This window comes from Sphingomonas piscis (assembly GCF_011300455.1).
GTDB lineage: Bacteria > Pseudomonadota > Alphaproteobacteria > Sphingomonadales > Sphingomonadaceae > Sphingomicrobium > Sphingomicrobium piscis.
The window spans coordinates 1,165,711-1,192,163 of the sequence record NZ_CP049869.1; the positions used below are offsets into that span (position 1 = coordinate 1,165,711).

Below are 26,453 nucleotides of genomic sequence, written 5' to 3' on the forward strand. Positions count from 1 at the left end.
GACAAGCAAGGGTTTGCAACGTTGGCGCGACACGAGAGCAACTTCATCGCCGAGCGCGAAGTGAACTGGGCATTCGGCAGCGCTGCCGAAGGCGAGTTCCGGGAACTGAGCGACCGAGAGCGGCAGGATGCGATCGTCTGCTACCTCACGCGGAGCGAAGGGTGGCAGCAGGCGCTGCAACTGCTCGGCGGCGCCTTTGCCCCCGATCCGAGAGTGAAACAGAGTTCAGGGACGTAACATCAAGTTTGAGGCCCACGTTAACCACCACGTTTCAGAATATCTTCAACGGCAATGACGTAAGCGAAACGACATCGTTGAAGGAAAGCAGGTAAGACAGGAATGCTCGAGAATCAGAAGATTCGGCCCGCACAGGTGATTGGACCGCTCGGAGAGCCGCTGACTCTCGAGTCGCTGCCGCCACCCGAGACGACGCGTTGGGTTGTGCGCCGCAAGGCTGAGGTCGTGGCGGCCGTCGCCGGCGGGCTTCTGACCGTCGACGAGGCGTGCAAGCGTTACACTCTGTCGATCGAGGAATTCACGAGTTGGCAGCGTGCGGTCGACCGTAGCGGAATGCCGGGCCTGCGTGTGACGCGCATCAAGCATTATCGCGACGTTTACGAGCGGCAACAGCGCTACTGAAGCTCATTATAGTAGCGTACCAAGGTTCGGAAATCCGCCACTTCTTCGCACTTGCATCACGCAATTCGCTCGACTCCCCCTTTCGTTTCCGGAACAACTGACCGGCATCACGCGTCTTGATGCCGGAACGGCTCGTCGCATGCGGCGGGCACAACAGGAGGGAACGCAAATGGGTATCATCATTTGGCTCGTTGTCGGCGGTATTTGCGGTTGGCTTGCCAGCATCATCATGCGCACCGACGGGCAGCAAGGAATTATCCTGAACATCGTCGTCGGCATCATTGGCGCAGTCATTGCCGGCCTGCTGTTCGGTGCCAACATCAACGACGGCATCACGGTGATGAGCTTCGTCTACTCGCTGATCGGCGCCATCATCCTGCTGGCGATCGTCAATCTGGTCCGCCGCGGCAGCGTTCGCTAAGGATCGCGACCCAAGACATGGAAGGCCGTCCGGGAAACCGGACGGCCTTTTCTTTGCCTATTGCAGTTCGAAACTCATGGAGAGCACCACCTGCACTTGCTGCTCGCCGGGCACGATCTTGCTGTCCGCCGACGCTGCTTGGGCACGCATGCCGGTCACGACTATTTCCATCGGCTGGAAGCCGGGTGCCTGACCTTCACTAACGGAGATGAGCCGGCCCACCCGTTTGCCAAGCGATCGGGCGTAAAGTTCGGCGCGGGCGCGGCCGGCGGCAAGCGCCGCCACACGTGCTTCGTCCCTTGCCGCCTCGGGCTTGTCGATCGTCAAGGTCGGTCCGTTGATCTGGTTGGCGCCTTCGGCAACCAGCGCATCAAGGATCTTGCCGCTATTCGCGATGTCACGAAATCGGACGGACACCTGGTTCGACGCGCTATAGCCGGTCAGCCGCGGCGACTGACCGTCCTGGTAGCGATACTCCGGATTGAGGTTGATGCTGCTGGTCTGAACGTCGCGTTCGGCAATCCCGGCACGCTTCAAGGCGGCCAGCACCCGATCCATCCTGGCCGCATTCTGGTTGATTGCCGCCGATGCGGTTGCCGCGCGCGTGACCACACCCGCAGAAATGATGGCCACGTCCGGAACGCGCGTGACTTCACCGGTGACGCTGAGGTCGAGCCGCGTTCCGGCCATTGGCTGAACAACAAGCTGCTGGGCGCCGGCGGGCATTGCCGTTGCAACGCCCGCCAGCAAGAACCCGGCAATCAGAAACGATCGCATAATCAAACTCCCGCTATTACCGGGAGCATTCAGCCACCGGTTGGATGGCCTCGCAATGAACGCTTGGTTCAGATCCTGCGTCGGCGAGCGACCAGGCGATAGATGAACAAGATGATCAGGGCGCCAACAATGGCCAGGACAAAACCGGCACCGTCACCATCGAATCCAAGCGCCGTGCCCAGAAAGCCCATCAGCAACGCGCCGGCGATGCCCAAGATCACCGTGATGATGCAGCCGCCCGGATCCTTTCCCGGCATGATGAACTTGGCGATCGCGCCAGCCACGCCGCCGATGATGATCCAGGCGAGCCAGCCATGATCTTCCAACATTTGCGCTTCCCCTTCGTTGCAAACCAATCCAGTGGCGAAACGATCGCCTGACCACTGCAACGCGCCTTTGCAATTCAGGTGCCGCCGTTGGTCGAAAAAGGATGGCGAACATTCTTTGCAAAGCCTCTGTTGCGAGTAGTGACTTATTAGGGTAATACAGCTGCCCTAAGCGTGAGCAGAGGGTTGGGGCCAGGGTCAGGGATGATGAATAGAGAATCGGCAATTCGCAGTTCGGAAACGGTGATCGTCACCGACGGGTCGCGCCGCAAGCGGGTCATCATCATCGCCGTTGCTGCAGCCGCCATCCTTATCGCCGCGCTTCTTGCCTTCACCATGGGCAAGGGCAAGGACGCAGACGGTGCAGGGGGTCCCGCGGCCGCCGGCAAGGGCGGGCCTGGAGGCGGCCAAATCCCGACCGTCAGCGTTATCGTTCCGGGCCGCAGCCAGGTTGCACGCACCGTGACCGCCAGCGGCGCTCTTGCCGCACGCCGCGACCAGCCGATCGGAATCGCTGGACAGGGTGGCCGCGTTACCCGTGTGCTGGTCGACGCTGGCACCTGGGTTCGTCAGGGTCAGGTGCTCGCGACGGTGGATCGGTCCGTTCAGGCTCAACAGGCGGCGCAACTTGCAGCGCAGGTCGAATCTGCCCGCGCCAACGCCGTGCTTGCGCAAGCCAATTACGAGCGCGCCGTGTCGCTTCAGGGCCGCGGCTTCGTCTCCAAGGCCGAAATCGATTCCAAGCGCGCGACTCGCGACGCCGCAAACGCGCAGGTGCGCGTCGCGCAGGCGCAACTTGGCGCCACGCGCGCTCAGATCGGTCAGCTCAACGTCGTTGCGCCGACGGCGGGCCTCATTCTCGCTCGCTCGGTCGAGGTCGGTCAGATCGTCAGCCCCGGCAGCGGTGCCCTGTTCCGGCTTGCACTTGGCGGCGAAATGGAAATGCGCGCACAGTTGTCGCAGCAAGACCTGGCCTTCGTTCGCACCGGCATGGCCGCAAGCGTCACGCCGATCGGCCTTGGCCGAAGCTTCAGCGGCTCTGTCTGGCAGGTCGCGCCAGTGATCGATCCGCAAAGCCGGCAGGGTGAGGTGCGCATCGCTGTCCCGTACGATCCGGCGCTTCGCCCGGGCGGCTTTGCCGAAGCGAAGATTGGTGCCGGTGGCTCCACCGCTCCAGTCCTGCCGCAAAGCGCGGTGCTGGCCGACGACAAGGGCAATTACGTCTACATCGTCAACGGCAAGAACGAGGTCGAACGGCGCAACGTCAAGATCGGCAACGTCGACGAGAATGGCGTCACGATTGCGGACGGGATCTCGGGCCAGGAGGCGATTGTGTTGTCCGCCGGACCGTTCCTCAATCCGGGGCAGAAGGTTTCGCCGCGCCGTCAGGCTGCACGCTAGTTTTTGGACGCCTTGGATAGAGGCAGAATGATATGAATTTCCGGAATATCTCAGCCTGGTGCATTCGCAACCCGGTTCCACCGATCGTGTTCTTCATCGGCCTGCTGCTGGCGGGCTTGCTGTCCTTCAACACGATGCAGGTGAACAACAACCCGGACATCGACTTTCCTGCGGCGAGCGTCGGCATTTCACAGCCGGGCGCGGCACCGACGGAGATGGAAAACCAGATCACGCAAAAGGTGGAAGCGGCCATTCGCTCCGTCAACGGCGTCGAAGAGATCAATAGTTCGGTCAACGAGGGCTACAGCAACACCTTCGTTCAATTCGTGATTGGCACCGACACGGATCGCGCCGTGAACGACATCCGGGACGCTATCGCGCAAATCCGCAGCGACCTTCCCGACGGAATCCTCGAACCGCAGATCCAACGCATCGACATTTCCGGTGACCCGATCCTGTTCGTTGCCGCCGAAACCACCGACATGAGCCTTGAACAGCTCAGCTGGTATATCGACAACAAGGTCAGCCGGCGGCTGCTCGGCGTTCAGGGCGTTGCGGCCGTTGCGAGGGAAGGCGGCGTGGACCGGCAGATCCGCGTGATCCTCGATCCCGCAGCACTTCAGACGCAAGGCATCACGGCTGCTCAGGTCAATCAGCAGCTTCGCCAAGTGAACCTCAACGCCACAGGCGGGCGCGCGGAAGTGGCCGGTTCGGAGCAGTCAGTTCGCGTGATCGGCAATGCGCAAACCGCCTACGACCTTTCACAGACGCAGATCACCGTCGCCGGTGGCCGCACGGTTCGCCTGGCCGATCTCGGCGAAGTCAAAGACGCCTATTCAGAGCAGCGCAGCATTGCGAAGATGAATGGCCGTCAGGTCGTCAGCTTCAACGTCCAGCGTTCCAAGGGCTCGTCCGAGGTCACGACCTATGACGAGGCGTGGAAGGAGCTCAGAAAGGTTGAGCAAGAAGATCCCCGGATCAAATTCCGCGAGATCATCAACCAGGTTCAGTACACGAAGGACCAGTATAAATCCGCAATGCATGGCCTGATCGAAGGCGCCGTGCTTGCCGTTATCGTGGTCTTCCTGTTCCTTCGCGACATGCGGGCGACCCTTATCTCGGCGCTTGCGATCCCGCTGTCGGCGATTCCGGCATTCTGGTTCATGAGCCTGATGGGCATCAACCTGAACAGCCTTTCTCTGCTCGCGCTAAGCCTCGTTGCGGGCGTGCTGGTCGACGACGCCATCGTCGAGATCGAGAACATCGTCAGGCACATGCGAATGGGCAAGACGGCCTATCAGGCGTCCATCGACGCGGCGGACGAGATCGGACTGGCGGTGCTGGCGACGACCATGTCAATCGTTGCGGTGTTCCTGCCCGTCGCGCTGATGCCCGGCATTTCTGGCCAGTTCTTCAAGAGCTTTGGCTACACGGTCGTCATCGCCGTGCTGATGAGCTTGCTGGTCGCACGCATGATCACTCCGCTCATTGCTGCTTACTTCCTAAAGTCGCATGGTACGCAGGAGCACGCGTCCGGGCCGGCGATGGACAAATATCTCGGCATTCTGAAGTGGAGCCTTCGAACGGATCGCGCCGAGGCTTACCGTCAGCGGCACCCTGGGTTCGGCCATGCAGCCCTCTCGCTGTTCCGCGATCACCGGTTCTGGATGGTTGGTGTCGGCTTCTTGGCGTTCCTCATCCAGATCGGCCTCTTCGCTACGCTGCCGATGGCGTTCCAGCCGCAGGTCAACGTCGACTTCTCCATCGTCCGCATCAGTTTGCCGCCGGGAACAACGCTAAAGCAGTCGGAGGCTGTAGCGGACCGTGCCTCGTCGATCCTGTTGAAGGATCCCTCTGTCGAGCGCGTGTTCGAACGGGTTTCCGTCGGCAGCGCCTTCATCAACGTCGGGTTGAAGGCCGATCGTAAGGTCACCTCGACCGACTTCGAACGCAATCTCGCGCCCAAGTTGTCTGCCATTGAAGACGCGCGTGTGAACTTCCAGAGCCAGAATGGCGGCGGACCTGGCGGCGGCGGCCGTGACATCGTCCTTTACCTCGGAAGCGACAATCCGGTGGTTCTTGAGCAGACCGCCAACAAGATCGCCGAGGAGATGGCGACGATCCCCAAGCTGCGCGCGCCGCGTGCCATGGGCGACCTCGTTCGACCTGAGATCATCGTCAAGCCACGGTTCGACCTTGCTGCCGATCTAGGCGTGACGACGACGGCGCTGTCGCAGACGATCCGCATCGCGACGCTGGGCGACCTTGCGCAGAACAGCGCCAAGTTCTCGCTCGCCGACCGACAAGTTCCGATCACCGTCTCGATCTCCGAGAATGCACGGCGGGATCTCAGCATCCTCGAGAACCTTCCGGTTCCCACCACCAGCGGGCAGTCGGTGCCGCTGAAGTCGGTTGCGGAAATCGGTTTCGGCTCGGGACCGACAACCGTCCAGCGCACCAATCAAATCCGCCGCATCGCCGTTGGTGCCGACCTGGCGCCGGGGATGGTGTCGGGCGACGCGTGGAAGTTGATTAACGAACTGCCGACGGTGAAGAAGCTTCCCGAGGGCGTTCAGAAACTGAATTTGGGCGATTCGAAGTGGCAGGCGGAGCTGATCTTCTACTTCTTCATCGCGCTTGGATCGGGCGTGCTGCTGGTGTTCGCAGTGCTGGTGCTGCTCTACCGCCGTTTCCTGTCGCCGCTCGTTAACATGGGCTCGCTTTTGCTTGCACCGTTAGGGGCGGGCGTGGCGCTGCACATCGCCGGGCAAGCGGTGTCGTTGCCCGTCTTCATCGGCATTCTGATGCTGTTCGGGATCGTCGCCAAGAATTCGATCCTGCTGATCGATTTCGCGGTGGAAATGATGGATCACGGCATGTCGAAGGTTGAATCCATCGTTGAGGCTGGTCACAAGCGGGCTCAGCCCATCGTCATGACCACCGTCGCGATGGTCGCCGGCATGGTTCCGATTGCCGTGTCATTGACCGGTGACGGCAGCTGGCGTGCCCCGATGGGCATGACGGTGATCGGCGGGCTAATTTTCTCCACCGCTCTGACCCTATTGCTCGTGCCGGCCTTCTTCTCCATCGCCATCGACATCGAAAGCTGGATCGCGGCAAAGGGCCGGCGCTTCATCGACAATGGCGAGGAGCATGCGCCGATGAAGGGTCCCGTTCCGGCGGAGTGACTTTTTCGCGGATTGAGGCGTTAGGGTGCGGTCATGAACACGGCCGCCCTTAACCGCCTGAACATGTCCCAGCAGGGCGCCTCCGGCATGAAGCTCGCCGCGACCGGCCTGCTGTTCTTCATGATGGTGGTCTTCTTTGCCGCCCGGGCGTTCGAGCCCCGCTACCCATGGCTCGCCTATGTGAAGGCATTTGCCGAAGCGGCGATGGTGGGCGGGCTGGCGGACTGGTTCGCCGTCACTGCACTGTTCCGCCACCCGCTCGGTCTTCCGATCCCGCACACGGCGATCATCCCCCGCAACAAGGATCGAATAGGGCAGGCGCTCGCCAATTTTCTCAAGGAAAACTTCCTGATCGCACCCGTGGTGGCAAGGCGGATGCGCAACATCGACCTTGCCGGCGCAACCGGTCGCTTCCTCAGGGCCCCGGAGGGCGAAGGCGGGCGGATCCGAGCCGGTGCGTCCCGCCTGATCGGCGACGTCTTCGAGGGACTGGACGATGAGCGGCTCGGCGGCATCGTCAAAAGCGCTGTCTCCACGCGCTTGCGGCAGATGGAGGTCTCTCCCCTACTCGGCCATGCGCTATCCTCCGCGATCGACGAAAACCGGCACGTACCGATGCTTGAGGCTGCTATCCGCTGGATGGCGCGTGCGCTGGACGCCAACGAGCCGCTGATCCGCGAGATGGTGCACAAGAAGGCCAATTGGGTGCTGAAGCTGGCGGCGCTCGACACCAAGCTGGCCGACGCAATCATCGACGGCCTGCGCAAGCTGACCCTCGAGATGTCGACCGATCCCGATCACCCAGTGCGGATCAAGGTTCAGGAAGCACTGGTCCAGCTTGCGCAGGATCTGCAATCCAAGCCTGAAACACGCGCCAAGGTCGAGGAGTGGAAAAACGACCTCCTCGCCAACAAGTCGGTGAGCGTCTGGCTGGATGCGCTTTGGCAAAAGGGGCGCGCCGGCATCATCGAGGCCACCCGTAACCCGGATGCGGCGCTGGCCGGCAAGCTTGGCGAGGTGCTCCGCACGATGGGCACGACGCTGGAGAGCGATCCGCGAATTCGCAAGGCAATCAACCAGTTCGCCCGCCGCGCCGTTGCCGGCATGGCAGCCAGCTACGGCGGATCGATCGTCAAGCTGGTTTCCGAGACCATTCGCGGATGGGATGCGCGGACCATCACTGCGCGCCTGGAAAGCGCAGTCGGACGCGACCTTCAATACATCCGGATCAACGGGACCCTGGTAGGCGGCCTCGTCGGCCTTGTCCTGCACGTCCTCGACACCTTCTAAGCCTATGGACCTCGACACACTGGCCGAAAGCGCGCGCAACCGTGGCCTGAGGTTGGTCCGCTCGCGCGTTCGGACTCCCGGCAAGGGCGACTATGGCAAGGTGGGCATCACGGATGCCGCGGGCAAGCCGCTGCTCGGATTCAACGGCAAGGCGCTGACGGCGACACCCGAAGAAGCGCAGGCCTTTCTTCGCAAGCATGATGCGGCGGATTGGGGTGCATCGTTGGATCAGCCGGTGAAACGCAAGGTACAGCGGCCAAGGCAGCCCGCCAACGATCGGCAAGCCCCGCCGAAACCTGAGCGGAAACCGAAGCCACCACCAATACCTGTCGTGCGAACGGCAGAACAGGGTGACGCGGCTCAGCTTCTGCCGCTCATTCGGCTGCTGGGTTACACCCCGCACGACCAAGCACTCAAACAGCGACTTAAGAAGATGATGGCGTCCGGAAACCCGCCATTCGTTGCGACGCTTGGCGATCGGACCGTCGGCCTGTGCGGAGTTCAGGTCTCGACCATGCTGCAGCGCGAGAAGCCTGTAGGGCGGATTACCATTCTGGTGGTCGCCGATGACGTGCGCGGCAAGGGCATCGGGCGTATGCTGGTCGACGCGGCGGAGGCTCGATTCAAGGCAGACGGCTGTGAGTTGATCGAGGTGACGAGCAACGACCGGCACCTTGCCGCCCACGCATTCTACCGCCGGTTGGGCTTCGAACGAACCAGCATCCGCTTTGCCAAGCCACTCTAGCCGGCGCTGCGGCGTTCGATCGTGGCGCCGACCGCCGACAATTTCTCTTCCAGACGCTCGTAACCGCGATCGAGATGGTAGACGCGCAGAACCTCCGTCTCCCCCTCGGCGGCAAGGCCCGCAAGCACCAGGCTCATCGACGCTCGAAGGTCGGTCGCCATCACGCTCGCGCCGGTCAGCTTGTCGACGCCGTGAACCAGCGCCGAGCGCCCGCGAGTCTCGATGTTAGCGCCCATGCGCCGGAGCTCCGGCACGTGCATGTAGCGATTTTCGAAGATCGTCTCTTCAAGGAAGCTTTCTCCCTTGGCGAGGGTCAGCATCGACATGAACTGCGCCTGCATGTCGGTGGCGAAACCTGGGAACGGCGCGGTTGAGAGCGCCAAAGGCCGCAACTCGCCGGTCGATGTCACCTTGATCCCGCGCTCATGAAACTCGATCATCAGTCCCGCTTGCGCCAACGCGTTCAGCGTCGCGCGCATGTCCTCCGCCCGGGCACCGAGCAGATCGACCGAACCGCCCGTCATTCCGATGGCGCAGGCATAGCTGCCCGCCTCGATCCGGTCGGGCATTACCTCATAGGTGCAACCGTGAAGCGCTCCGACGCCGTCGATGATAAGGTGGCCGGATCCGATCCCCTCGATCTTCGCTCCCATCGCGACCAGCAGGTTGCACAGGTCGACGATCTCCGGCTCTCGCGCCGCATTGAATAACTGAGTCCGGCCGGTGGTCAGAACCGCGGCCATCAGAGCATTCTCGGTCGCGCCGACGGAAACCACTGGGAAGCTGAAGTCGCCTCCGGACAGGCGACCCTTGGGCGCACTCGCCTTCACATAGCCGGCAGCAAGCTCGATCTCCGCACCCATGCATTCCAGCGCCTGTAGGTGAAGGTCGATCGGCCGGTCGCCGATTGCGCAACCGCCCGGAAGGCTGACGGTGCTTTCGCCGGCACGCGCCAGCATCGGGCCGAGCACCAGGATCGACGCGCGCATTCGGCGCACCATGTCGTAGGGTGCGACCGTTGAGGCGATCTCGGTAGCCTGAAGGGTCATGGATCGCCCGAACTGACCCGGTTTGACACCCTCGACTCGCGTCGACACGCCGAGCTGGTTCAGCAGGTGACCGAACGTATCGACGTCGGCCAGGCGCGGCAGATTGGTCAGCGTCAGCGGCTCGTCGGTGAGCAGCGCACAAGGAAGAAGGGTCAGGGCAGCATTCTTGGCGCCGCTGATGGGGATTGTGCCGTTGAGGGCATTGCCGCCCTTGATCCAGATGCTGTCCATCCCGGCGCTTTAACAAGTGTCACAGGACTGACAAGAATTCTGGAAGCTCAGGCCTTCTCCAGCGTGCATTGCAGCGGGTGCTGATTTTCCCGCGCGAAATCGATGACCTGGCTGACCTTCGTCTCGGCCACCTCATAGGTGAAGACACCGCACACCGCGACGCCCTGCTGATGCACCTGAAGCATCACGCGGGTCGCGTCCTCGATCCCCATGTTGAAGAATTGCTGAAGGACGAGCACGACGAATTCCATCGGCGTATAATCGTCGTTGAGCATCAGGACTTTGTAGTTCGACGGCTTCTTGGTTTTGGGCCGGGTGCGCGTCGCAACGCCGGTCTGCGGCCCATCGGTGCCGCCGCCGTCCTGATCGTCGTCCGCCATGTTTCGAATGCTGATCATCTCACCCGTGAATATGGCAAGCCGCCAAGCACCCGCAAGGCGGCATTGCGACCATCATTACGAAAAAGCGGCCGCCCCGAGGGACGGCCGCTTCGTCATTGCCTGAGATTTCTGGAGGGAGAGGTTCAGGCAACGAGAGAGTTGAGGCGCTCGGCATTGGCTGAAGCGCGGCTGGATACGGGCTGAATAGCCTCGCCGGCCAGCTTCACGAACGACTCGGTCCAGCGCGAGCTCTCGGCGACCATGCGGTCGAAGGAGGTGCGGGCGAGCTCGCTGTGGAGCTGAAGATATTCGGTCGGCGACTTGGCTTCGGCCAGCGTGCGGATCGCGTCCGCAGCCTTCTCGAAACCGTCGCGGCTGCTGGCGACGACGTCCTGGCTCAGCGAGCGAACGCCTTCGGCGGCGACGCGGCCCGACTCGACAACCGCTTCGACATTGGCGCGGGTCAGGTCGGCCAGTTCCTCGGCAACCTTCTGGGTGCGACGAACAGCTTCCTGGCCACGCTCACCGGCATCGGTGAAGAGCGACTGGAACGGCGCGAAGGCCGGGATGGCATCAAAGCCTGCGAAATAGTTCTTGGTAGCCATGGTTTCGATCCTTTGCTGAGAAGCGGCCGCCGCAACCTTGCGGGGCGCCTTGCGCGAAGGCTTGGCTGCCTTGGCGCGGGTTGAACGAGCCGGCTTGGGAGCAGCCTTGGCCGCGACCTTCCGGGGAGTAGGAGCCGTCTTGGTGCGTCCACGCTTTGCAGCCGGTGCGCTTTTCTCAACGACCTTGGCAGCGGTCTCCGCCACCACTTCGACGACCTTGGCCGGTGCTTCGGCCGCAGCTTCCGCGTTCGCTTTGGTTTCGTCAGCCATAATCAATCAAACCCCTGTATTGTTGCACTGCACAATATAGGGTGCGCCGCGGCATTTCAAGGGAAATTTTGTGCACTGCACCACCAGTCGCTTGACGGGCACGGCTCACCCGAAGCAAGAGCGGCTATGGACCCGAGGACCGAAGAGCGGAGCCGGAAGCGGCGTGGACTTCTGATCGTCCTGTCCTCGCCGTCGGGCGCGGGCAAGTCGACGATCTCGCGAATGCTTCTTCAAGCCGACACGGAAGTCACCATGTCGATCTCTGCGACGACACGTCCCAAGCGCCCCGGTGAGGTCGACGACGTCGATTATCATTTCGTTTCAGACACCGAGTTCGACCGGCTGATCGGCGAAGGCGAGTTCGTCGAATGGGCGCCGGTGTTCAACCATCGTTATGGCACGCCCAAGGCCCCCGTGAAGGCAGCGCTGAAGGACGGCCGTGACATCCTGTTCGACATCGACTGGCAGGGCACGCAGCAGCTTCATTCCGCGATGGGCGAGGACCTGGTCCGAATCTTCATTCTGCCGCCCTCGATGGCCGAACTGGAGCGGCGCTTGCGAAGTCGCGGTACCGACAGCGAAGAGGTCATCCTCGATCGCATGCGCCGCGCGAATGGTGAGATCAGCCACTGGGCCGAGTACGACTATGTCCTCATCAACCGTGACACCGAAAGCTGTCTTGCCGAGGTGCAGAAGATCGTGGCTGCCGAGCGGTTGAAGAGGCAGCGTCAGCTTGGGCTGGTGTCCTTCGTCCGCGACCTTGCTGGACCGCAGCACTAGGCCGCGTTCAGCAGCTCCATGAAACGTGCGCCAGCCAAGAAGTCGCGGCGGCGGTTCTCCAGAGCCAATTCCGCTTCAGCATCGGCGCCCCATTGCTCCAGCTGCCAATGGTCATCGATGCTGACGGCAGCCCAGGCGGCCTCCGGAGCGATCGCGCGTTCAAGCACTGCTAGTCCCGCGACCAGCGACCCGCCGACTGTTACGAGAGGCGATAAGCCCGCCAGTGCGAAGGCCTCCAGCTCGTGAACCGCGCTGGATAGGCGCTCCACCGTTTCCTCGGGCTGCTCCACGTGCATCAGCCCTTGGGTCGTCCGGAACTCGACCTGGTAGCGGCTGCGTGCCCACGCGAGCAGGGTATCCCAGGACTCCTCCTGCCGATCGACCAGTTCGCGCGGTCCCTCGGTGCGATAACAGGTGAGGTCCGCCTCCGCATATTTTGCCAGCCCTGCCGCGAACGCGTGCGGATCGGGAGCGATGCGGTCGATCGCTGCATTGGCGAGCCCCGTGAGCGGCATGGCTCGCGGGTTCACCGTATCGCTGACGTTCCGCCATTCTTCCGCAACGGCTTCTGCAAGCCTTTTGCTCGGGAGTGCCAAAGGGTCGCGCGCCGGCGTGCGCACCGGCCGACCGTCCAGCTGCACCGACCAGCCACCTTCACCATGGGCAAGCGCAACGTCCTTCCAGAAACGCTTCACTGTCGCTCCCAGACCTTCTTCAGCAAGCGTGGCGCAAGCAAGCTGCCGAGCGCGCCTAGGATCGCCAGAATGGCGCCGACTTGCGGCCACCCGCCTGGCCTAAGCAGGTCGGTGCTCATTATCGCGATGCCAAGCGCAAAAACCGCCAGCCCGATGAGTCGCACGAGCATCAGTTGGTGGAACCGCGTTTTCCAAATCTGATCATCGTTCATGTGAGGCTCCCACGAGTTCACGCGCGATGGCGAGCACGTCCGCGGGTGTGTCCGCTACGGCCGCGGCGCCCGACGCGAGCAACTCTGACGGCTCATGATAGCCCCAGGTCACGCCGATACCGAACGCGCCCGCAGCCTTGGCCATCCCCATGTCATAGCTGGTGTCTCCGATGACGACCGTGGCCGCCGGCTCCGCCCCGGCATCGCTCATCGCCAGCTGCGCCATCGATGGGTGCGGCTTGGAAGGGTGACGGTCGCTGGTTTGCAGCGAAACGAACCGGGCGTGGATGTCATGGCTAGCGAGGCAAAGCTGCAGCCCACGATCCGACTTGCCGGTCGCGACCGCCAGCAGCCAGCCGTCCGCTTCCAATGCTTCGAGCAGATCGAGGATGCCATCGAACAGAGGTTCGGAAACCTCACCGGCGTGCCGCATGGCATGAAACTTGGCCTTGTAGGTCTCGGCAATCGCAACGTGGCGCTCCGACGATTCGGCGGGAAGCAGCGCGGCAATCGCCTGCACCAGACTAAGCCCGATGATTCGTCGGCACGCCGCCGGGCAAAGGGCAGGCAGCCCTTGCTCGGCCATCGCCAGGTTCAGCGCATGGTGAATCGTGTGGCCGCTGTCGACCAGCGTTCCGTCGCAGTCGAAAATGGCGAGCCGATTCACCCGCGCCTGCCTTTGGGCGCAGCTGAACGACCCCGGTTCCGACGTTCGCCTTTGCGGTCCCGGCGCCGGTTCTTGGCTGCGGCTGCAGCACGGCGTTGCTTCACCTCCGGCGTCGCAGCCGGATCCTCCCGGTCCAGCGGCAGGTGATCACCCGCCATCGGCTCGAAGCCGAGCGTCGCCAGCGTTTCCGCGAAATGCGCAGGGAGCTCCGCCGTTACGTCGATCTCACCGCCGTCGGGCGCATCGACCCGGATGCGTCGGGCATGCAGGTGCAACTTCCGGCTGATCCCGCCGGTCAGAAAGGCTTCGGCTCCGCCGTATTTCGCGTCGCCCACGATAGGGTGTCCCAATGCCGCCATGTGCGCGCGCAGCTGATGCGTCCGGCCGGTCAGCGGCTGAAGCTCGACCCAAGCGGCGCGGTTGCCGGCACGGTCCACCAGTCGCCAGCGGGTCTTCGCCGATAAGCCATTCTCCTTGTCGACATGCATCTTCTCGCCGCCGGTACCCGGTTGCTTGGCCAGCGGGAGGTCGATCAGCCCCTCGTCCGGCGACGGCACTCCGACGATGATCGCCCAGTAGACCTTGCGCGCCGTTCGGCCCGAGAAGGTCTTGGCGAAGTGACCGGCTGCCCGCGCGGATCGCGCAACCAGAAGCGCACCCGATGTGTCCTTGTCCAAGCGGTGGACCAGCTTGGGCCGGTTACCCTCCTCGTCGGACAGTCCGTCAAGCAGCCGGTCGAGATGCTGGTGAGTTTTGGTGCCGCCCTGCGTGGCCAGTCCCGGCGGCTTGTTGAGCACGAAGGCGTTGCGGTCGCGGTGGATCACCATCTCCCGCACCAGTTCCGCTTCTTCGTCGTTAAGCGGCTCCCGGCGCGGCTCCGCCCGCTGGGAAGACAGGTCGATCGTTGAGGGATCGGGAAACCTGATGGTCTGGCCTGCCGCAATCCGGTCGCCGGGTGTCGCGCGCTTGTCGTCGACCTTCAGCTGCCCGGTACGCGCCCAGCGTGAGACGATGTTGAAGCTCACCTCTGGAAGGTGGCGCTTGAACCAGCGGTCGAGGCGAATGCCGTCGTCGTCCTCGCGGACGGTGTTGGTTCGGGTCAGGATGTCGGGCATGGGCTCGCGCTTAGCTATTCCGCCTCCAATAGTCGAATGCCTCGGCCTGGAGCGTATCCACCAGCCGGCGTGCCTCCGGCCCCTCCCAAGGTCCATTGTAGCCACGACTGTCCGAGCAGCCGACCCACCAGCCCTGCCCCGGCAAGCCGTCCGATTGCCGGACGACCAGCACTGCAAGCTCCGGCTCGCCGCGCGCGGAGGCTTCCTCGTCGATGACCGACAACACCTTGCATAAGGCACGCATCTTGGGCCGGCTGAAGCCGAAGCCGAGCCGCTCCAGCAAGTCCGAATAGCTGATCGCCTCCCCCGCCGCGGCGCTGCCGATCAGGTGGGCACGCACTTCGTCAGTTTCAGCCAACAGCCCGGCAGCGCTCACTCCGGCTGGTTCTCCACGGGCGTCAGCTCATAAATGTCGAGCTTGGACGTGCCCTGCGGCCATGGGACAACCAGCCGCCAGCGGAACAGGCCGATACGCTCCAGCACGCCCGCCGTGTCCCTCTTGGGATCGTCCCCATAGGCCTTCGGCTGCTTCTCCGCGCCCTGGGCAACGCTGCCGAGGAAGATCAGGCGTGCAGCATCATCATCTTCCCACAACCGCCCCGCCGGCCGCGTGTCGCCGGTCTGCTTGACCAGGGTCAGCAGGTCACCCTCCACATCCACGAAGCAGAAGAAGGGCTTGAACTTACCGAATGCCGGCGCACGGGTCCTGGTGCGGCCGAGTTTCACCAGCCGGCAGTAATAGCTGCCGGGCGTAAGGGCGGGCCGGGGAAGCGCGGCATCGGGCCGCAGCAGGTCGCCCTCGTCACGGACACCGCGCGCGTCGAACTTGCGGGCTTCCTGCAGCGCTTCGGTCCACGCCGCCGGCAAGCGCTGAAGACGACCTTCGTCAGCGTCGGTCGCGACGCCGCGCCATCCATCCGCCTTGGTCGGCGCCGGCAGCGGTACCAGCACCTGACCGACCGGCTTCTTGCCCGTCGGCGCACAGCCCGCAGTCAGCAATGCAAGCACCGCCGCCGTCAGCACCGCAGATCGTGAAGCTCGCCCTGTTCTCATCTGTTCGCCCGTACATAGGCCGCACCCGGCGGACGGCAACCAACGGCGCATTATCCCATAGTCTTTACTTGAGGGATATGCCCGTTAGGCGAAGCCGCCATGAACAGCCCTGCCGAGACGAATGCCCGCGCCGTTCAGCGGAAAGGTTTTCTGTGCGGGCTTGGTGCCTACGGCTTCTGGGGCGTGCTGCCGATCTACTTCAAGCAGATCCCCGGCATTCCCCCGGTGGATGTCGTTGCCCACCGCGTGCTCTGGTCGGTGCCACTGCTGCTTCTGATCCTGACCGTCACCCGCCAGCTTGCTTCGCTCCGCGCCGCCTTCGCCAATGGCCGCGCGTTGCAGTTTCTCTCTGCTACCGCCGTGCTGATCGCGATCAATTGGCTGCTCTACATCTACGCAATCGTGAACGGCCACATCTTAGCCGGTAGTCTGGGCTATTACCTCAATCCGCTCGCCAACGTCTTGCTCGGCCGCTTCATCCTGAAAGAGCCTCTGACACGGCTGCAGTGGGCGGCGGTGGCGCTCGCCGCGGCCGGGATCGCTGCCCTCGCGGTCGAGGCGATCGACCAGTTGTGGATCAGCCTGTCGCTTTGTGCGAGCTTCGCCACCTACGGCCTGCTGCGAAAGCTTGCACCGGTGGAGTCCGCCGTCGGGCTAACGGTGGAGACCAGCCTGCTTTTGCCTCTCGCGGTCGGCTGGCTCTCTTGGCAGGCGATCTCGGGGCAGCCGGTGTTCGGAGAAACGACCCATGACACAGCCTTCCTGCTGGTTGCAGGGCTCGTCACCAGCCTTCCACTGCTGCTGTTTACGGCGGCCGCGAGGGCGCTACGCTATTCGACGCTTGGCATGCTCCAGTTCCTGGCGCCGACGCTTCAATTCCTGATCGCGGTCTGGATCTATGGCGAGGCGTTCACAACCGCGCATGCCATTGCCTTCGGCGCCATCTGGATCGCGCTGGCGATTTACGTTTCACAGCTTCTCCGGCAATCCGAGCGTTCACCTTCGGAGGCATAGATGATTGCTCGCTACTTCGGCCTCGCCTGCGCCCTTCTTATGACCGCGTGCGCGCCATCCGTCCCCAACCGACCGGCACCGCCTCACTCAGGAGCCTGCCAAATCATCTCCTCGGAATGGGCGGCCTGGGTGAACGCAATGCCGGGACCGGGCGCCAGCTCCAAGCTGATCGTGATTGGAAAAGTCACCGTCCCAACAGGCGGCTATTCCTTTGATTGGCTTACACCGGAGGTGGCGGAGTCCGATCCGGTTCAGGTCACCGTCCGCCTCAACCCCCGTCCACCATCCGGACCTGCAACGCAGGCGGTGACACCCGTCGATGTTCGCGGTGAGTGGCCGAACCAGCAGACGGTAAGCGTGCTCAGGATCTTCTGCGGCGGCAAGCTTCTGGCGCGCATCAGCCCTGTTGAAACGGTGCACTAGCTGCTAGCCTGCCCCATGCTCAACGTCGTCTCGCTCATCATTGGCGTCCTCGCGCTGATCTTCGCCGCGGTCGCTTTCCTGCCGTTACTGGGTTGGGCCAACTGGCTGATCATCCCACTCGCGGTGGTCGGCGCTGCCGTCGGGATGGGCTCGCACAGCAAGGCGGGACGCAATCTCAATCTGTTCGTCATCGCCGTGGGTGTCATCCGCCTGATGCTTGGCGGCGGCATTCTCTAACGCTCGCGGACATAGCGTCCCGGCGCATCCTCGATCGCCTTGAGCTTGCCCTTGCCGGGTACCCGCGCGCCCTTGGCATCGACTGTGTCGCCGCCCAGGCCCTTCAGCCAGTTGAACCAGTCCGGCCACCAGCTGCCCTTATGCTCGGTCGCGCCCTCGATGAACGATTCTAACGTTCCGCACGGCTGTTCGTTGATCCAATACTGATACTTGCCCGTGGACGGATGATTCACAACGCCGGCGATGTGCCCTGAGCCGGCCAGCACGAACCGCTTTGGGCCGGCGAAATGGTCCATGACCTTCCAGACGCTTTGCGGCGGCGCGATATGGTCCTCGCGGCCGGCCTGAATGTAGCTCGGCGTCGTCACGGTGGTGAGGTCGACCGGCACGCCATCGACGCTAATGCCGCCGCTCTCCACCAATTTATTCGAACGGTAGAGCGTCTCGAGGTAATCGCGATGCCAGCCCGCCGGCAGGTTGGTCGTGTCGCTGTTCCAGTGGAGCAGGTCGAACGGCGGCGGTTCCTCACCCAGCAGATAATTGCTGACGACATAGTTCCAGATGAGGTCGCGCCCGCGTAGCAGGTTGAAGGTCGCGGCCATGTAGCGCCCGTCAAGATAGCCGTTCTCTGCGGTCAACTGCCCGAGCAGGTTCACCACCTCGTCGCCGAGGAAGAGTTTCAGATCGCCGGCTTCCGAGAAATCAACCTGCGCCGTGAAGAAGGTCGCCGACTTGACCTTCGCCGCCTCGTCCCTCGCCTGAAGATAGGCCAATGCCGAAGCCAGCGTCGTACCCGCCACACAGTAGCCGACGGTATGCACGCTCTCGACGCCGAGCAGGTCGCGAACCGTGTCGATCGCGTCGATCTGCCCGCGCAGAACATAATCGTCCAGGGTCACATGGGCGAGGCTCTCGTCCGCCGATTTCCAGCTGACCATGAACAAGGTGATGCCCTGGTCGACGCACCACTTCACCATGCTCTTCTCAGGCGTAAGATCGAGGATGTAGTAGCGGTTGATCCAGGGTGGGAAGATCACCACCGGAGTCTTCAGCACCTTGTCCGTGGTCGGCGTGTATTGGATCAACTGGTAGAGTGGCGTTTCCTTGATCACCTTGCCCGGCGTGGTGGCCAGGTCCTTGCCGACCTCGAAGGCGCCGGGCTTGCTCTGGGTCATCTGCCCGGCCGCCATGTCGCGGAGCATGTTCGACAGGCCGCGCAGCAGATTTTCGCCGCGGGTCTCCATCGTCTTCTTGAGCACCTGCGGATTGGTGAGCGCAAAATTGGACGGGCTCATCGCGTCGAGGAAGCCCTGTACGGCGAACTTCAGCTTGGCGTGCTGCGCCGGCTCAACCCCGTCCATCTGCTCGACCGTGCCGAGCATCCGGTCCGCAATTGCGAGGTAGCTTTGGCGGATCGTGTTGAAGATGGGGTCCTGGGTCCACTCGGGTGCGGCGAACCGCCGATCCCGTTTGTTCGCGCTGTCGCCCGCAAGCACATGGCTCCAGGCTTCCAGCCCCTTAACCCAGGCCTGCGCACCGGCGGCCATCAGCCCCATCGCATCGCCGCTGCCGGTCGCCGGACCCGGCCCGGCCTCACCAGCGACCGGCGGTGCTCCGAAGGCAAAGGCGCTGGTCCAAGGCATGACACCGTCTTTGCCAAGCCCGTCGGCCCAGGCTTCCATCATCATCTGCTGCGCCTTGCCCATCACGAGGGTCCAATGCTGCCAGTCTTCGAGGGTCGGAAAGGCGGGTTGGGCGTTGTCGGTCATGGTTTCAGGATCCTAACGCGGAACGCGCGCGAAGTCGAAGCGCTCTTGCCGCACCGCAACACAGACGCCATGAGGAGACGCATGAACGACGAATTCTACCGCATCGAGCGGCTGCCGCCCTATGTCTTCGCCGAGGTGAACTCGATGAAGGCCGCGGCACGCGCAGCGGGCGAAGACGTCATCGACCTCGGCATGGGCAACCCGGATGGCGCGCCGCCGCGCCACGTCCTGGACAAGCTGTGCGAAGTCGCGAACAAGCCGAACGCGCACGGCTACTCGGCGAGCCGCGGCATCCCCGGCCTGCGCCGCGCGCAGGCCGGCTATTACAAGCGCCGCTTCGGCGTCGACCTCGATCCGGAGACGGAGGTCATCGTCACCTTGGGATCCAAAGAGGGTCTTGCCAATCTTGCCCAGGCGATCACCGCGCCCGGTGACGTGGTGTTGGCTCCCAACCCCAGCTACCCGATCCATACATTCGGGTTCATCATCGCGGGCGCCGCCATCCGCTCCATTCCTGCCGCCCCGGCGAGGATTTTTTCGAGCGGCTTCGGCTTGCGATGCGCTTCACCGTGCCGCGGCCCAAGGTGCTGGTCGTCGGCTATCCGTCAAATCCGACGGCGTATGTCGCCGACCTCGCCTTCTACACCAGGCTGGTGGAGTTCGCGCGCGAGCATGAGCTGATCGTCATCTCCGACCTAGCCTATGCCGAAATCTACTTTGGCGACGAGCCGACGCCTTCGATTCTGCAGGTGCCCGGAGCCAAGGAGGTGGCGGTCGAGTTCACCTCCATGTCCAAGACCTACTCCATGGCCGGCTGGCGCATGGGCTTCGCAGTGGGCAACAAGACGCTGATCGCCGCGCTTGGGCGGGTGAAATCCTATCTCGATTATGGCGCGTTCACACCGATCCAGGCTGCGGCCTGCGCGGCGCTAAACGGCCCGCAGGACATCGTCGAGCAGAACCGGCAACTTTACAAAAAGCGCCGCGACGTGCTGGTCGAAAGCTTCGGCCGCGCCGGTTGGCCGATCCCGGTGCCGCAGGCGAGCATGTTCGCCTGGGTTCCGCTTCCCGAGCGCTTCCACAATCTCGGCTCCGTCGAGTTTTCGAAACGGCTGCTGACTGAAGCCAAGGTGGCGGTCGCTCCAGGTGTCGGCTTCGGTGAGGAGGGCGAAGGCTATGTCCGAATCGCGCTGGTCGAGAATGAACAACGGCTCCGACAGGCGGCTCGAGGCGTTAAGAAGATGCTAACCGCCTGACGTCGGCACATGCAGAAAGGGAGGACGAGGTGACGGACGTGTCGCGGACGAACTCCAACCGCCACCGGGTACGCCTGATCACAGCGGCGGCGGTGTTGATCATCATCCTGGCCGCTGGCGCGGCGTTGCTCCCGCTTGCCGATGCCGTCCCCGGCGCAAACGTCGTTGGCACTCTGCTGCTCACGGCCGGGATCATCGAGCTTTTGGCGGGAACGCAGCGGCGCAGTTCACGCATCCCCTGTATGATTGCAGGTGGCGTGACTGCAGTCGCCGGCCTGCTGCTGGTACTCAACCCCGTCACGCACATCTTCCCGCGCAGCTACCTGATCGTGGCCTGGCTGATCCTGCGCAGTCTCATTCTTGCAGTGGTCAGCACCCGGACCGGCGGATCGGTGCGTCTCTGGACGATCGTCAGCGCCGCCACCGATCTAGCCCTCGCTTTCATCCTTCTTGCGGGCATTTCGATCGCAACGCTGATCGTCGGGCTGTTCGGTCCCACGCCCGAGGTGATCGCCAGCTTCGCCTGGATCCTCGCCTTGAGCTTCCTCGTCACCGGTCTGTGGCTGCTCGAGACGGCGAGCTGCGAGCGCGACCGCGAGGCGAGCTGATGTTTCCGGATTTCGAAACATCCTCCGCGACCCAGGTCGCACACATCATTCAGCTGGCGGTCGCGCCTATTTTCCTGCTGGCGGGCATCGGCGCTTTCCTGAACGTCTGCGCGGGACGGCTTGCCCGGATCATCGACCGTGCGCGGAACATCGAGCCGCTGCTGCTCGGCGCCCGGGGGGAGGAGCATGACCGCTGGCTCGGCGAGATTCGTGTGCTGGACCGCCGCATGGCCTTGGTCAGCCAAGCAATCTTCTTCTCGGTGCTGGCGGCCGTCCTAACCTGCCTCGTCGTTTTCCTGCTGTTCACAGGGGCCCTCACCAACGCGCAGTTGGGGACGCCGGTCGCTTTGCTGTTCATGGGCTCCATGGTCGCCATCGGTGTCGGCTTCACCATTTTCCTGTTCGAAACACGCCTTGGCTCCCGAACCGTCCGGATCCGGACCGATATCCTGGAGCATCAGGCGGAGGAGTAGCTTCCTCGACAAAGGCGGGACGCCCACCTAACGCCCGTCGTAACCAGATCAGAGGACAATCATGACCGTAAGCACCGTCAGCCCCAGTTCCGTACTCGATCGTGTGCTGGTGCTGGAGATGGTGCGCGTAACGGAAGCTGCGGCCGTGGCTGCGGCGCGCCTGATCGGCCGCGGCGACGAGAAGGCGGCCGACGCCGCTGCCGTTGAGGCGATGCGCAAGGCGCTCAACGAGCTGCCCATGGATGGTACGGTCGTTATTGGCGAGGGAGAGCGCGACGAAGCGCCCATGCTGTTCATCGGCGAGCGGGTCGGTTCGGCACTGGACCAGGCACCCAAGATCGACATCGCGCTCGACCCGCTGGAAGGCACCACCATCACCGCCAAGGCGGGACCCAACTCACTGGCCGTCCTGGCGATCGCGGAGCAGGGCTGCCTGCTGAACGCACCCGACGTCTATATGGAGAAGCTGGCGGTCGGACCCGGCTATGCGCCCGGCATCGTCAGCCTCGACCGTTCCCCCGCCGACAATGTCCGGGCAGTAGCTGCTGCGAAGGACGTCGCGCCTAGTGAGATCATCGTCTGCGTGCTCGACCGTTCGCGCCATGAAGATTTGATCGCGGAGCTTCGTGAGGTCGGTTGCGGTATCCAGCAAATCCCGGATGGCGATGTCGCGGGCGTGATCGCCGTCACTAATCCCGACACCGGTATCGACCTTTACATGGGCACCGGCGGCGCGCCCGAAGGTGTGCTGGCCGCGTCGGCGCTCCGCTGCGTCGGCGGGCAGATGCAGGGGCGGCTTCTGTTCCGCAACGATGCCGAAGTTGAACGTGCGCGCCGGTGGGGCATCGACGATCTGGACCGAGTCTACGCGCTCGAGGAGATGGCGAAAGGCGACTGCATCTTTGCGGCGACGGGCGTCACGGACGGCTCCCTGCTCCGCGGGGTCAAGCGGCGCAAAGACGTGATCACCACCGAAAGCATCGTCATGCGCGCAAGCTCCGGCACGGTTCGCCGCGTCTTTGCGGAGCATCGCGTCTGAGGCGAGCGCTTGCGTTCGGCCATCGCGGCTGTATTGTTCGGCTATGACAGCTGATGGGGGCAGCAGCGTAACAGCCGACCTGCAGCCGGTCGCACCGGGCTACAAGCATTTGCTCCGCGTGCGACTGGCGCTGTTCTGGTTGCCAGTGGCGGCGGCTGTCGCGGTTGCCGACCAACAACTGCTCGGCGAGCACCCGATCTATGGCCTTGCTTCCGTTGCAATCGCCGTGCTTGCACTAGCGATCGTCGCCGCGGTGCCGCAGCGATCCTACCGCCGGCTTCGCTACGGTTTGGGCGACCGCCTGCTACAGGTGGTGCGGGGGTGGATGTTCCACACCGACACCCTTGTCCCCTATGTCCGCGTCCAGCATCTGGACGTCACGCGCGGACCGCTGGACAAGATGTTCGGCACGGCAACACTGGTGGTTCACACCGCCGGAACCCACAATAGCATCGTCACCTTACCCGGGCTGCAACCCCTCCGCGCGATCGAGATACGCGACATCATTCGCGAACACGTCCGCTCCGATTTCGGATGACGGCGCACCGCGATCTCCTTCAAGGGCCCCAGCGGCTCCACTGGTCCTCGCTGCTGTCGTCGCTCGTTTCGGCAGTCCGGAACATGTGGAGCATCGTCGCCGGCGGCGCCTACTTCGCCGTCTCGGGGCGCTGGGGAATGGTGGCGGCGCTGCTTGGCGTCTCCCTCCTGTTCTTTATCGTCGCGGCCATTATCCGCTGGCTGACCTTCAGCTTCGAAGTCGGCGCCGACGAGATCCGCATCAACAGCGGATTGCTCAGCCGTAACCATCGGTCACTGCCCTTCGACCGCATCCATGATGTCGAGATCAGCCAGGGACCGGTGGCGCGCCTCCTCAATGTAGCGCAGGTCAGGCTCGACACCGGCGCTGCGGCCCCCAAGGGCAAGGATGAAGGGTCACTGCCGGCCATTGCCCTCGCCCAGGCCGAACAGCTGCGGCAACTCGTCAGGTTGCGGCACGGCGGGGTCGCACCAAAGTCAATGCCGACCAGCGCTCACGGCCACGCCCGCGAGGCGGATGGCGAACCCATCTATGCCATGAGCTTCCGCCGGCTCCTGCTGGCCGGTCTGTTCAACTTCTCCCTGGCCCTGTTCGCCGCGCTCGCCGGCGCGTTCAACACGTTCGATGGCGTGCTGAACTTCAATCCGTTCAACCCCCGTTTCTGGGTCAGCTATGCCCGGGATCTCGGTCCGGTGGCTGACCTGCTTCTCGCGCATCAAATGGCCGCCGCTCTCGCCGGGCTGTTACTGGTCGCGATCATTGGCGTGACCACCGGCGTGGTTCGAACCGTGCTTCGCGATTTCGGCTTTCGGATAGATCGCACCGAAGCCGGCTTGCGCCGCCGCCGCGGTCTGTTCACCCGCAGCGACGTCACGCTTCAGCTGCGCCGCGTCCAGGCAGCGGTGATCGGCAGCGGTCCCATTCGGGCAGCCTTCGGCTGGCGCGATCTCAGGCTGCAGAGCCTTGCCCAAGACGAAGGCGATAAGGACGATCACCTGATGGCGCCGTTGGCCAGCGCCGACGAGACCGACGGGCTGTTGCAGGAAATCGGCTTCGGACAGATTCAGGGCTTGCGCGGTTGGCAGCGCGTCTCCGTGTCTTACGTCCTCGGGTTCATCCTTGCTACAACGCCGTTCTACCTGGTTGCGGTGGTGCAAGGCATCTTCGTCCCGCTGCTTGGCATTGCTGTCGCCTGCCTTGTTGCCGTGGTCCAAACGTCTCGCTGGCTTGCCTGGCGGCACACCGAATTCACCATTGCCGGCGAACGGCTGATCGTCCGCCACGGCTGGTGGCGGCGGCGTACGACCATCCTGCCCGCCCGCAACATCCAGACGGCCGACCTTTCGGAAAGCTTCGTCAGCCGATGGTTCGGCACCACCTCCATCGTGCTCGGAGTGGCCGGGGGCAGTGGACATCGTATTCCCGCAGTGGAGCGCGAAAAAGCGCGCGGATTGCGGCTGGAGTTGCTATCTCTCGCGTCATGAGTTTCGCGTTGGAGATTGAGCGTTCCGTTACTGGCCAACCGTGGCGTTGGCGAAGGCCGGCAGACCCCGGACTGACACCGGACGCGCTGGTCGACGAATTGCTGCTGGCCAGGGGCGTCGAGCGTTCCGACCTCGCCCGGCATCGTGCGCCGACGATCCGCGACTTCCTGCCCGACCCGTCCTGCTTCAAGGATATGGACAAGGGCGCTCGGCGGCTGGCCGACGCCGTGCAGGCCGGCGAGACGATCGCCATCTTTGGCGATTACGATGTCGACGGCGCCACGAGTTCGGCGGTGCTCGTCCTTCTTCTTCGTCGCCTCGGCGTGGAGCCGATCACCTACATCCCCGACCGCCTGATGGAGGGCTATGGCCCGTCTGGAAAGGCATTGTGCGCCCTGAAAACGCAAGGCGCGAGCCTCGCCATCTGCGTCGATTGCGGGGCCCAGGCATTCGAGGCGCTGGAGGAAGCCAAGGCTGCGGACCTCGACGTCATCGTCGTCGACCATCACCAGTGCGCAAGCCTGTTGCCGGCCGCCTTCGCGCTGATCAATCCGAACCGGCTCGACGAGGATGAGCTTGGGGCGGCCCACGGCCATCTGGCGGCGGTCGGAATGGCCTTTCTGCTTGGCGTCGCACTGATCCGCGAACTTCGCGCGCGGGGCGCCTTTGCGAATAGCGCGGAGCCGAAGATCATCGATCTGCTCGACCTTGTGGCGCTGGGCACCGTCGCCGACGTCGCGCGGCTGAAGACGCTCAACCGCGCCTTCGTCACCCAGGGCCTCAAGGTCATGGGTGCCAAGCAAAACATCGGCCTTGCCGCGCTCGCCGATGCCGCCCGCCTAGCGAACGCGCCGGTCTGCCGTGACCTCGGCTTCGCGCTCGGCCCCCGGATCAATGCTGGTGGCAGGGTCGGCAAGGCAGACCTTGGCGTTCGTCTCCTGACCTGCACGGACTCCGACGAAGCGCGCGCCATTGCCGCCGAGCTCGACCGCCTCAACGAGGAGCGCCGCGCCATTGAGATGCTGGTGTGCGAGCAGGCGATGGAGAAAGCCGCAGCGCAGGCGGACGATCCGGTGATCACCGTCATGAGCGGCGGCTGGCACCAGGGCGTGATCGGCATCGTCGCCGGACGAGTAAAGGAAAAGTTCGGCCGCCCCGCCATCGTCATCGCCGAGTGCGAGGATGGCAGCGGCAAGGGCTCCGGACGCTCGATCAGTGGAGTCGACCTGGGCACCGCCGTGCTCGCGGCCAAGGAGAGCGGCCTGCTCATCGCCGGTGGCGGGCATGCAATGGCCGCCGGCCTGACGTTGCCTGCCGGAGGGCTGAAAGACTTTCGTGACTTCCTGAACGAGCGTCTTTCAATTGATGTCGAGGCCGCACGGCACGGGCGGGCGCTTCTGCTGGATGCGTTGCTGGCGCCGGGCGGGATATGCGGCTCCCTCTGCGATGCGCTCGACACGGCGGGGCCTTATGGTGCCGGCTGGCCTGCCCCCCGCGTTGCCGCAGGGCCGGCGCGACTGCTTCGCACGGGAGTCGTCGGGGACGGCCACGTTCGCGGGATTGCCTGCGGCGACGACGGCAAAAGCTTCAAGTGGATCGCCTTCCGGAGCGCCGACACGGACCTCGGCCAAGCCTTGCTCGCGTCACCGGGTGACAAACGCTGGTGGCTCGCCGGAACGGTGAAGCGTGACGAGTGGAACGGCGGCGAGGCGGCGGAAATGCATCTGGAGGATGCCGCCGTCGCTTGACCGTTCGGCGATGCTCGCCT

29 protein-coding genes and 1 pseudogene are annotated in these 26,453 nt (G+C 63.8%); 18 read left to right on the plus strand and 12 right to left on the minus strand.

All coding sequences use genetic code 11. The annotated features are described in order from the left end of the window. Nucleotides 1-21 precede the first annotated feature (21 nt). From G7077_RS05700 to G7077_RS05710, 3 genes are all read left to right on the plus strand, one after another. The gene (locus G7077_RS05700; RefSeq protein ID WP_166410866.1) at nt 22-237 is read left to right on the plus strand and encodes a hypothetical protein; all 216 of its coding nucleotides are present in this window, start codon (nt 22-24) and stop codon (nt 235-237) included. A 102-nt stretch (nt 238-339) separates the two neighbouring features. Next, nucleotides 340-639 carry a CtrA inhibitor SciP gene (sciP, locus tag G7077_RS05705; protein WP_166410867.1) on the plus strand — a complete coding sequence of 100 codons (300 nt, stop codon included), beginning with the start codon at nt 340-342 and terminating at the stop codon, nt 637-639. 169 nt (nt 640-808) lie between these two features. Continuing rightward, nucleotides 809-1,060: a GlsB/YeaQ/YmgE family stress response membrane protein gene (locus G7077_RS05710; protein WP_166410868.1), complete on the plus strand. Its 252-nt coding sequence runs from the start codon at nt 809-811 to the stop codon at nt 1,058-1,060. A 57-nt stretch (nt 1,061-1,117) separates the two neighbouring features. Here the strand turns inward: G7077_RS05710 and G7077_RS05715 are convergent, their stop codons facing one another. Both G7077_RS05715 and G7077_RS05720 read right to left on the minus strand, forming a co-directional pair. After that, nucleotides 1,118-1,837: an SIMPL domain-containing protein gene (locus tag G7077_RS05715; RefSeq protein ID WP_166410869.1), complete on the minus strand. Its 720-nt coding sequence runs from the start codon at nt 1,835-1,837 to the stop codon at nt 1,118-1,120. Nucleotides 1,838-1,905: 68 nt separating this feature from the next. Beyond that, entirely contained in the window at nt 1,906-2,166 is a 261-nt protein-coding gene (locus G7077_RS05720) for a GlsB/YeaQ/YmgE family stress response membrane protein (RefSeq protein ID WP_166410870.1), read from the minus strand. A gap of 204 nt (nt 2,167-2,370) precedes the next feature. Between G7077_RS05720 and G7077_RS05725 the strand changes: the two genes are divergently transcribed. From G7077_RS05725 to G7077_RS05740, 4 genes are read left to right on the plus strand one after another with little or no spacing between them, the layout of a single operon-like run. Continuing rightward, the gene (locus G7077_RS05725) at nt 2,371-3,564 is read left to right on the plus strand and encodes an efflux RND transporter periplasmic adaptor subunit (RefSeq protein ID WP_166412349.1); all 1,194 of its coding nucleotides are present in this window, start codon (nt 2,371-2,373) and stop codon (nt 3,562-3,564) included. Between the two features lie 32 nt (nt 3,565-3,596). Continuing rightward, entirely contained in the window at nt 3,597-6,752 is a 3,156-nt protein-coding gene (locus G7077_RS05730; protein ID WP_166410871.1) for an efflux RND transporter permease subunit, read from the plus strand. Between the two features lie 33 nt (nt 6,753-6,785). Beyond that, nucleotides 6,786-8,042, plus strand: coding sequence for a DUF445 domain-containing protein (locus G7077_RS05735; protein ID WP_246167424.1), 1,257 nt, complete (start codon nt 6,786-6,788; stop codon nt 8,040-8,042). A 4-nt stretch (nt 8,043-8,046) separates the two neighbouring features. Further along, on the plus strand, nt 8,047-8,787 hold the full coding sequence (locus G7077_RS05740) for a GNAT family N-acetyltransferase (protein ID WP_166410872.1): 741 nt from the start codon (nt 8,047-8,049) through the stop codon (nt 8,785-8,787). On the opposite strand, the gene murA is transcribed toward G7077_RS05740, so the two are convergent. The 3 genes from murA to G7077_RS05755 form a co-directional block, all read right to left on the minus strand. Beyond that, entirely contained in the window at nt 8,784-10,067 is a 1,284-nt protein-coding gene (gene murA, locus G7077_RS05745) for a UDP-N-acetylglucosamine 1-carboxyvinyltransferase (protein ID WP_166410873.1), read from the minus strand. The genes G7077_RS05740 and murA overlap by 4 nt on opposite strands. Nucleotides 10,068-10,114: 47 nt before the next feature. Then, nucleotides 10,115-10,447 (minus strand): ATP-dependent Clp protease adapter ClpS, encoded by a 333-nt coding sequence (clpS, locus tag G7077_RS05750; protein WP_206367706.1) that lies wholly within the window; start codon nt 10,445-10,447, stop codon nt 10,115-10,117. A 143-nt stretch (nt 10,448-10,590) separates the two neighbouring features. Continuing rightward, a complete protein-coding gene (locus tag G7077_RS05755) occupies nt 10,591-11,322 on the minus strand; it encodes a phasin family protein (RefSeq protein ID WP_166410875.1) in 732 nt (243 codons plus the stop codon). Between the two features lie 126 nt (nt 11,323-11,448). Between G7077_RS05755 and gmk the strand changes: the two genes are divergently transcribed. Next, a complete protein-coding gene (gmk, locus tag G7077_RS05760) occupies nt 11,449-12,102 on the plus strand; it encodes a guanylate kinase (RefSeq protein WP_166410876.1) in 654 nt (217 codons plus the stop codon). Here the strand turns inward: gmk and G7077_RS05765 are convergent. From G7077_RS05765 to G7077_RS05790, 6 genes are read right to left on the minus strand one after another with little or no spacing between them, the layout of a single operon-like run. Beyond that, nucleotides 12,099-12,797 (minus strand): ATP12 family chaperone protein, encoded by a 699-nt coding sequence (locus G7077_RS05765; RefSeq protein WP_166410877.1) that lies wholly within the window; start codon nt 12,795-12,797, stop codon nt 12,099-12,101. The two genes, gmk and G7077_RS05765, sit on opposite strands and share 4 nt — an antisense overlap. Then, nucleotides 12,794-13,009: a hypothetical protein gene (locus G7077_RS05770; RefSeq protein ID WP_166410878.1), complete on the minus strand. Its 216-nt coding sequence runs from the start codon at nt 13,007-13,009 to the stop codon at nt 12,794-12,796. The genes G7077_RS05765 and G7077_RS05770 overlap by 4 nt, the downstream gene beginning before the upstream one ends. Then, nucleotides 12,999-13,676 (minus strand): HAD-IA family hydrolase, encoded by a 678-nt coding sequence (locus G7077_RS05775; protein ID WP_166410879.1) that lies wholly within the window; start codon nt 13,674-13,676, stop codon nt 12,999-13,001. The genes G7077_RS05770 and G7077_RS05775 overlap by 11 nt, the downstream gene beginning before the upstream one ends. Beyond that, the gene (locus tag G7077_RS05780; RefSeq protein WP_166410880.1) at nt 13,673-14,791 is read right to left on the minus strand and encodes an RluA family pseudouridine synthase; all 1,119 of its coding nucleotides are present in this window, start codon (nt 14,789-14,791) and stop codon (nt 13,673-13,675) included. The genes G7077_RS05775 and G7077_RS05780 overlap by 4 nt, the downstream gene beginning before the upstream one ends. A gap of 10 nt (nt 14,792-14,801) precedes the next feature. Continuing rightward, nucleotides 14,802-15,167: a ribose-phosphate pyrophosphokinase gene (locus G7077_RS05785; RefSeq protein WP_246167425.1), complete on the minus strand. Its 366-nt coding sequence runs from the start codon at nt 15,165-15,167 to the stop codon at nt 14,802-14,804. Next, nucleotides 15,164-15,844, minus strand: coding sequence for a DUF4893 domain-containing protein (locus tag G7077_RS05790; protein WP_166410881.1), 681 nt, complete (start codon nt 15,842-15,844; stop codon nt 15,164-15,166). The genes G7077_RS05785 and G7077_RS05790 overlap by 4 nt, the downstream gene beginning before the upstream one ends. A gap of 99 nt (nt 15,845-15,943) precedes the next feature. Here G7077_RS05790 and rarD point away from each other — a divergent pair, with 99 nt between their 5' ends. From rarD to G7077_RS05805, 3 genes are all read left to right on the plus strand, one after another. Then, nucleotides 15,944-16,858: an EamA family transporter RarD gene (gene rarD, locus G7077_RS05795; protein ID WP_166410882.1), complete on the plus strand. Its 915-nt coding sequence runs from the start codon at nt 15,944-15,946 to the stop codon at nt 16,856-16,858. Between the two features lie 129 nt (nt 16,859-16,987). Then, entirely contained in the window at nt 16,988-17,281 is a 294-nt protein-coding gene (locus G7077_RS05800; protein ID WP_166410883.1) for a hypothetical protein, read from the plus strand. Nucleotides 17,282-17,296: 15 nt separating this feature from the next. Beyond that, nucleotides 17,297-17,518 (plus strand): hypothetical protein, encoded by a 222-nt coding sequence (locus G7077_RS05805; RefSeq protein WP_166410884.1) that lies wholly within the window; start codon nt 17,297-17,299, stop codon nt 17,516-17,518. On the opposite strand, the gene G7077_RS05810 is transcribed toward G7077_RS05805, so the two are convergent. Further along, on the minus strand, nt 17,515-19,287 hold the full coding sequence (locus G7077_RS05810; RefSeq protein ID WP_166410885.1) for a PHA/PHB synthase family protein: 1,773 nt from the start codon (nt 19,285-19,287) through the stop codon (nt 17,515-17,517). The two genes, G7077_RS05805 and G7077_RS05810, sit on opposite strands and share 4 nt — an antisense overlap. 81 nt (nt 19,288-19,368) lie before the next feature. Here G7077_RS05810 and G7077_RS05815 point away from each other — a divergent pair. The 7 genes and pseudogenes from G7077_RS05815 to recJ all read left to right on the plus strand — a co-directional run bounded on the left by G7077_RS05815 (nt 19,369) and on the right by recJ (nt 26,433). Beyond that, nucleotides 19,369-20,543 (plus strand): annotated as a pseudogene (locus G7077_RS05815) (LL-diaminopimelate aminotransferase). Nucleotides 20,544-20,572: 29 nt separating this feature from the next. After that, nucleotides 20,573-21,151, plus strand: coding sequence for a hypothetical protein (locus tag G7077_RS05820; RefSeq protein ID WP_166410886.1), 579 nt, complete (start codon nt 20,573-20,575; stop codon nt 21,149-21,151). After that, nucleotides 21,151-21,624 (plus strand): DUF2721 domain-containing protein, encoded by a 474-nt coding sequence (locus G7077_RS05825; RefSeq protein WP_166410887.1) that lies wholly within the window; start codon nt 21,151-21,153, stop codon nt 21,622-21,624. The genes G7077_RS05820 and G7077_RS05825 overlap by 1 nt, the downstream gene beginning before the upstream one ends. 61 nt (nt 21,625-21,685) lie before the next feature. Then, nucleotides 21,686-22,663 (plus strand): class II fructose-bisphosphatase, encoded by a 978-nt coding sequence (glpX, locus tag G7077_RS05830; RefSeq protein ID WP_166410888.1) that lies wholly within the window; start codon nt 21,686-21,688, stop codon nt 22,661-22,663. A 43-nt stretch (nt 22,664-22,706) separates the two neighbouring features. Then, the gene (locus G7077_RS05835) at nt 22,707-23,201 is read left to right on the plus strand and encodes a PH domain-containing protein (protein WP_166410889.1); all 495 of its coding nucleotides are present in this window, start codon (nt 22,707-22,709) and stop codon (nt 23,199-23,201) included. A gap of 83 nt (nt 23,202-23,284) precedes the next feature. Continuing rightward, nucleotides 23,285-24,685, plus strand: a complete 1,401-nt coding sequence (locus tag G7077_RS05840) for a PH domain-containing protein (protein WP_166410890.1) — start codon at nt 23,285-23,287, stop codon at nt 24,683-24,685. After that, complete coding sequence (gene recJ / locus G7077_RS05845) at nt 24,682-26,433, plus strand: single-stranded-DNA-specific exonuclease RecJ (protein WP_166410891.1); 1,752 nt, start codon at nt 24,682-24,684, stop codon at nt 26,431-26,433. The genes G7077_RS05840 and recJ overlap by 4 nt, the downstream gene beginning before the upstream one ends. Nucleotides 26,434-26,453: the final 20 nt, after the last annotated feature.

Coding starts and splice junctions, on each gene's coding strand:
- G7077_RS05825 (WP_166410887.1), top strand. CDS start 21,151: ATGTTTCCGGATTTCGAAACATCCTCCGCGACCCAGGTCGCACACATC.
- G7077_RS05790 (WP_166410881.1), bottom strand. CDS start 15,844: ATGAGAACAGGGCGAGCTTCACGATCTGCGGTGCTGACGGCGGCGGTG.
- recJ (WP_166410891.1), top strand. CDS start 24,682: ATGAGTTTCGCGTTGGAGATTGAGCGTTCCGTTACTGGCCAACCGTGG.
- G7077_RS05770 (WP_166410878.1), bottom strand. CDS start 13,009: ATGAACGATGATCAGATTTGGAAAACGCGGTTCCACCAACTGATGCTC.
- G7077_RS05730 (WP_166410871.1), top strand. CDS start 3,597: ATGAATTTCCGGAATATCTCAGCCTGGTGCATTCGCAACCCGGTTCCA.
- sciP (WP_166410867.1), top strand. CDS start 340: ATGCTCGAGAATCAGAAGATTCGGCCCGCACAGGTGATTGGACCGCTC.
- rarD (WP_166410882.1), top strand. CDS start 15,944: ATGAACAGCCCTGCCGAGACGAATGCCCGCGCCGTTCAGCGGAAAGGT.
- gmk (WP_166410876.1), top strand. CDS start 11,449: ATGGACCCGAGGACCGAAGAGCGGAGCCGGAAGCGGCGTGGACTTCTG.
- G7077_RS05835 (WP_166410889.1), top strand. CDS start 22,707: ATGACAGCTGATGGGGGCAGCAGCGTAACAGCCGACCTGCAGCCGGTC.
- G7077_RS05710 (WP_166410868.1), top strand. CDS start 809: ATGGGTATCATCATTTGGCTCGTTGTCGGCGGTATTTGCGGTTGGCTT.
- G7077_RS05780 (WP_166410880.1), bottom strand. CDS start 14,791: ATGCCCGACATCCTGACCCGAACCAACACCGTCCGCGAGGACGACGAC.
- G7077_RS05810 (WP_166410885.1), bottom strand. CDS start 19,287: ATGACCGACAACGCCCAACCCGCCTTTCCGACCCTCGAAGACTGGCAG.
- G7077_RS05715 (WP_166410869.1), bottom strand. CDS start 1,837: ATGCGATCGTTTCTGATTGCCGGGTTCTTGCTGGCGGGCGTTGCAACG.
- G7077_RS05755 (WP_166410875.1), bottom strand. CDS start 11,322: ATGGCTGACGAAACCAAAGCGAACGCGGAAGCTGCGGCCGAAGCACCG.
- G7077_RS05805 (WP_166410884.1), top strand. CDS start 17,297: ATGCTCAACGTCGTCTCGCTCATCATTGGCGTCCTCGCGCTGATCTTC.
- G7077_RS05840 (WP_166410890.1), top strand. CDS start 23,285: ATGTGGAGCATCGTCGCCGGCGGCGCCTACTTCGCCGTCTCGGGGCGC.
- G7077_RS05720 (WP_166410870.1), bottom strand. CDS start 2,166: ATGTTGGAAGATCATGGCTGGCTCGCCTGGATCATCATCGGCGGCGTG.
- glpX (WP_166410888.1), top strand. CDS start 21,686: ATGACCGTAAGCACCGTCAGCCCCAGTTCCGTACTCGATCGTGTGCTG.
- murA (WP_166410873.1), bottom strand. CDS start 10,067: ATGGACAGCATCTGGATCAAGGGCGGCAATGCCCTCAACGGCACAATC.
- G7077_RS05740 (WP_166410872.1), top strand. CDS start 8,047: ATGGACCTCGACACACTGGCCGAAAGCGCGCGCAACCGTGGCCTGAGG.
- G7077_RS05735 (WP_246167424.1), top strand. CDS start 6,786: ATGAACACGGCCGCCCTTAACCGCCTGAACATGTCCCAGCAGGGCGCC.
- clpS (WP_206367706.1), bottom strand. CDS start 10,447: ATGGCGGACGACGATCAGGACGGCGGCGGCACCGATGGGCCGCAGACC.
- G7077_RS05725 (WP_166412349.1), top strand. CDS start 2,371: ATGAATAGAGAATCGGCAATTCGCAGTTCGGAAACGGTGATCGTCACC.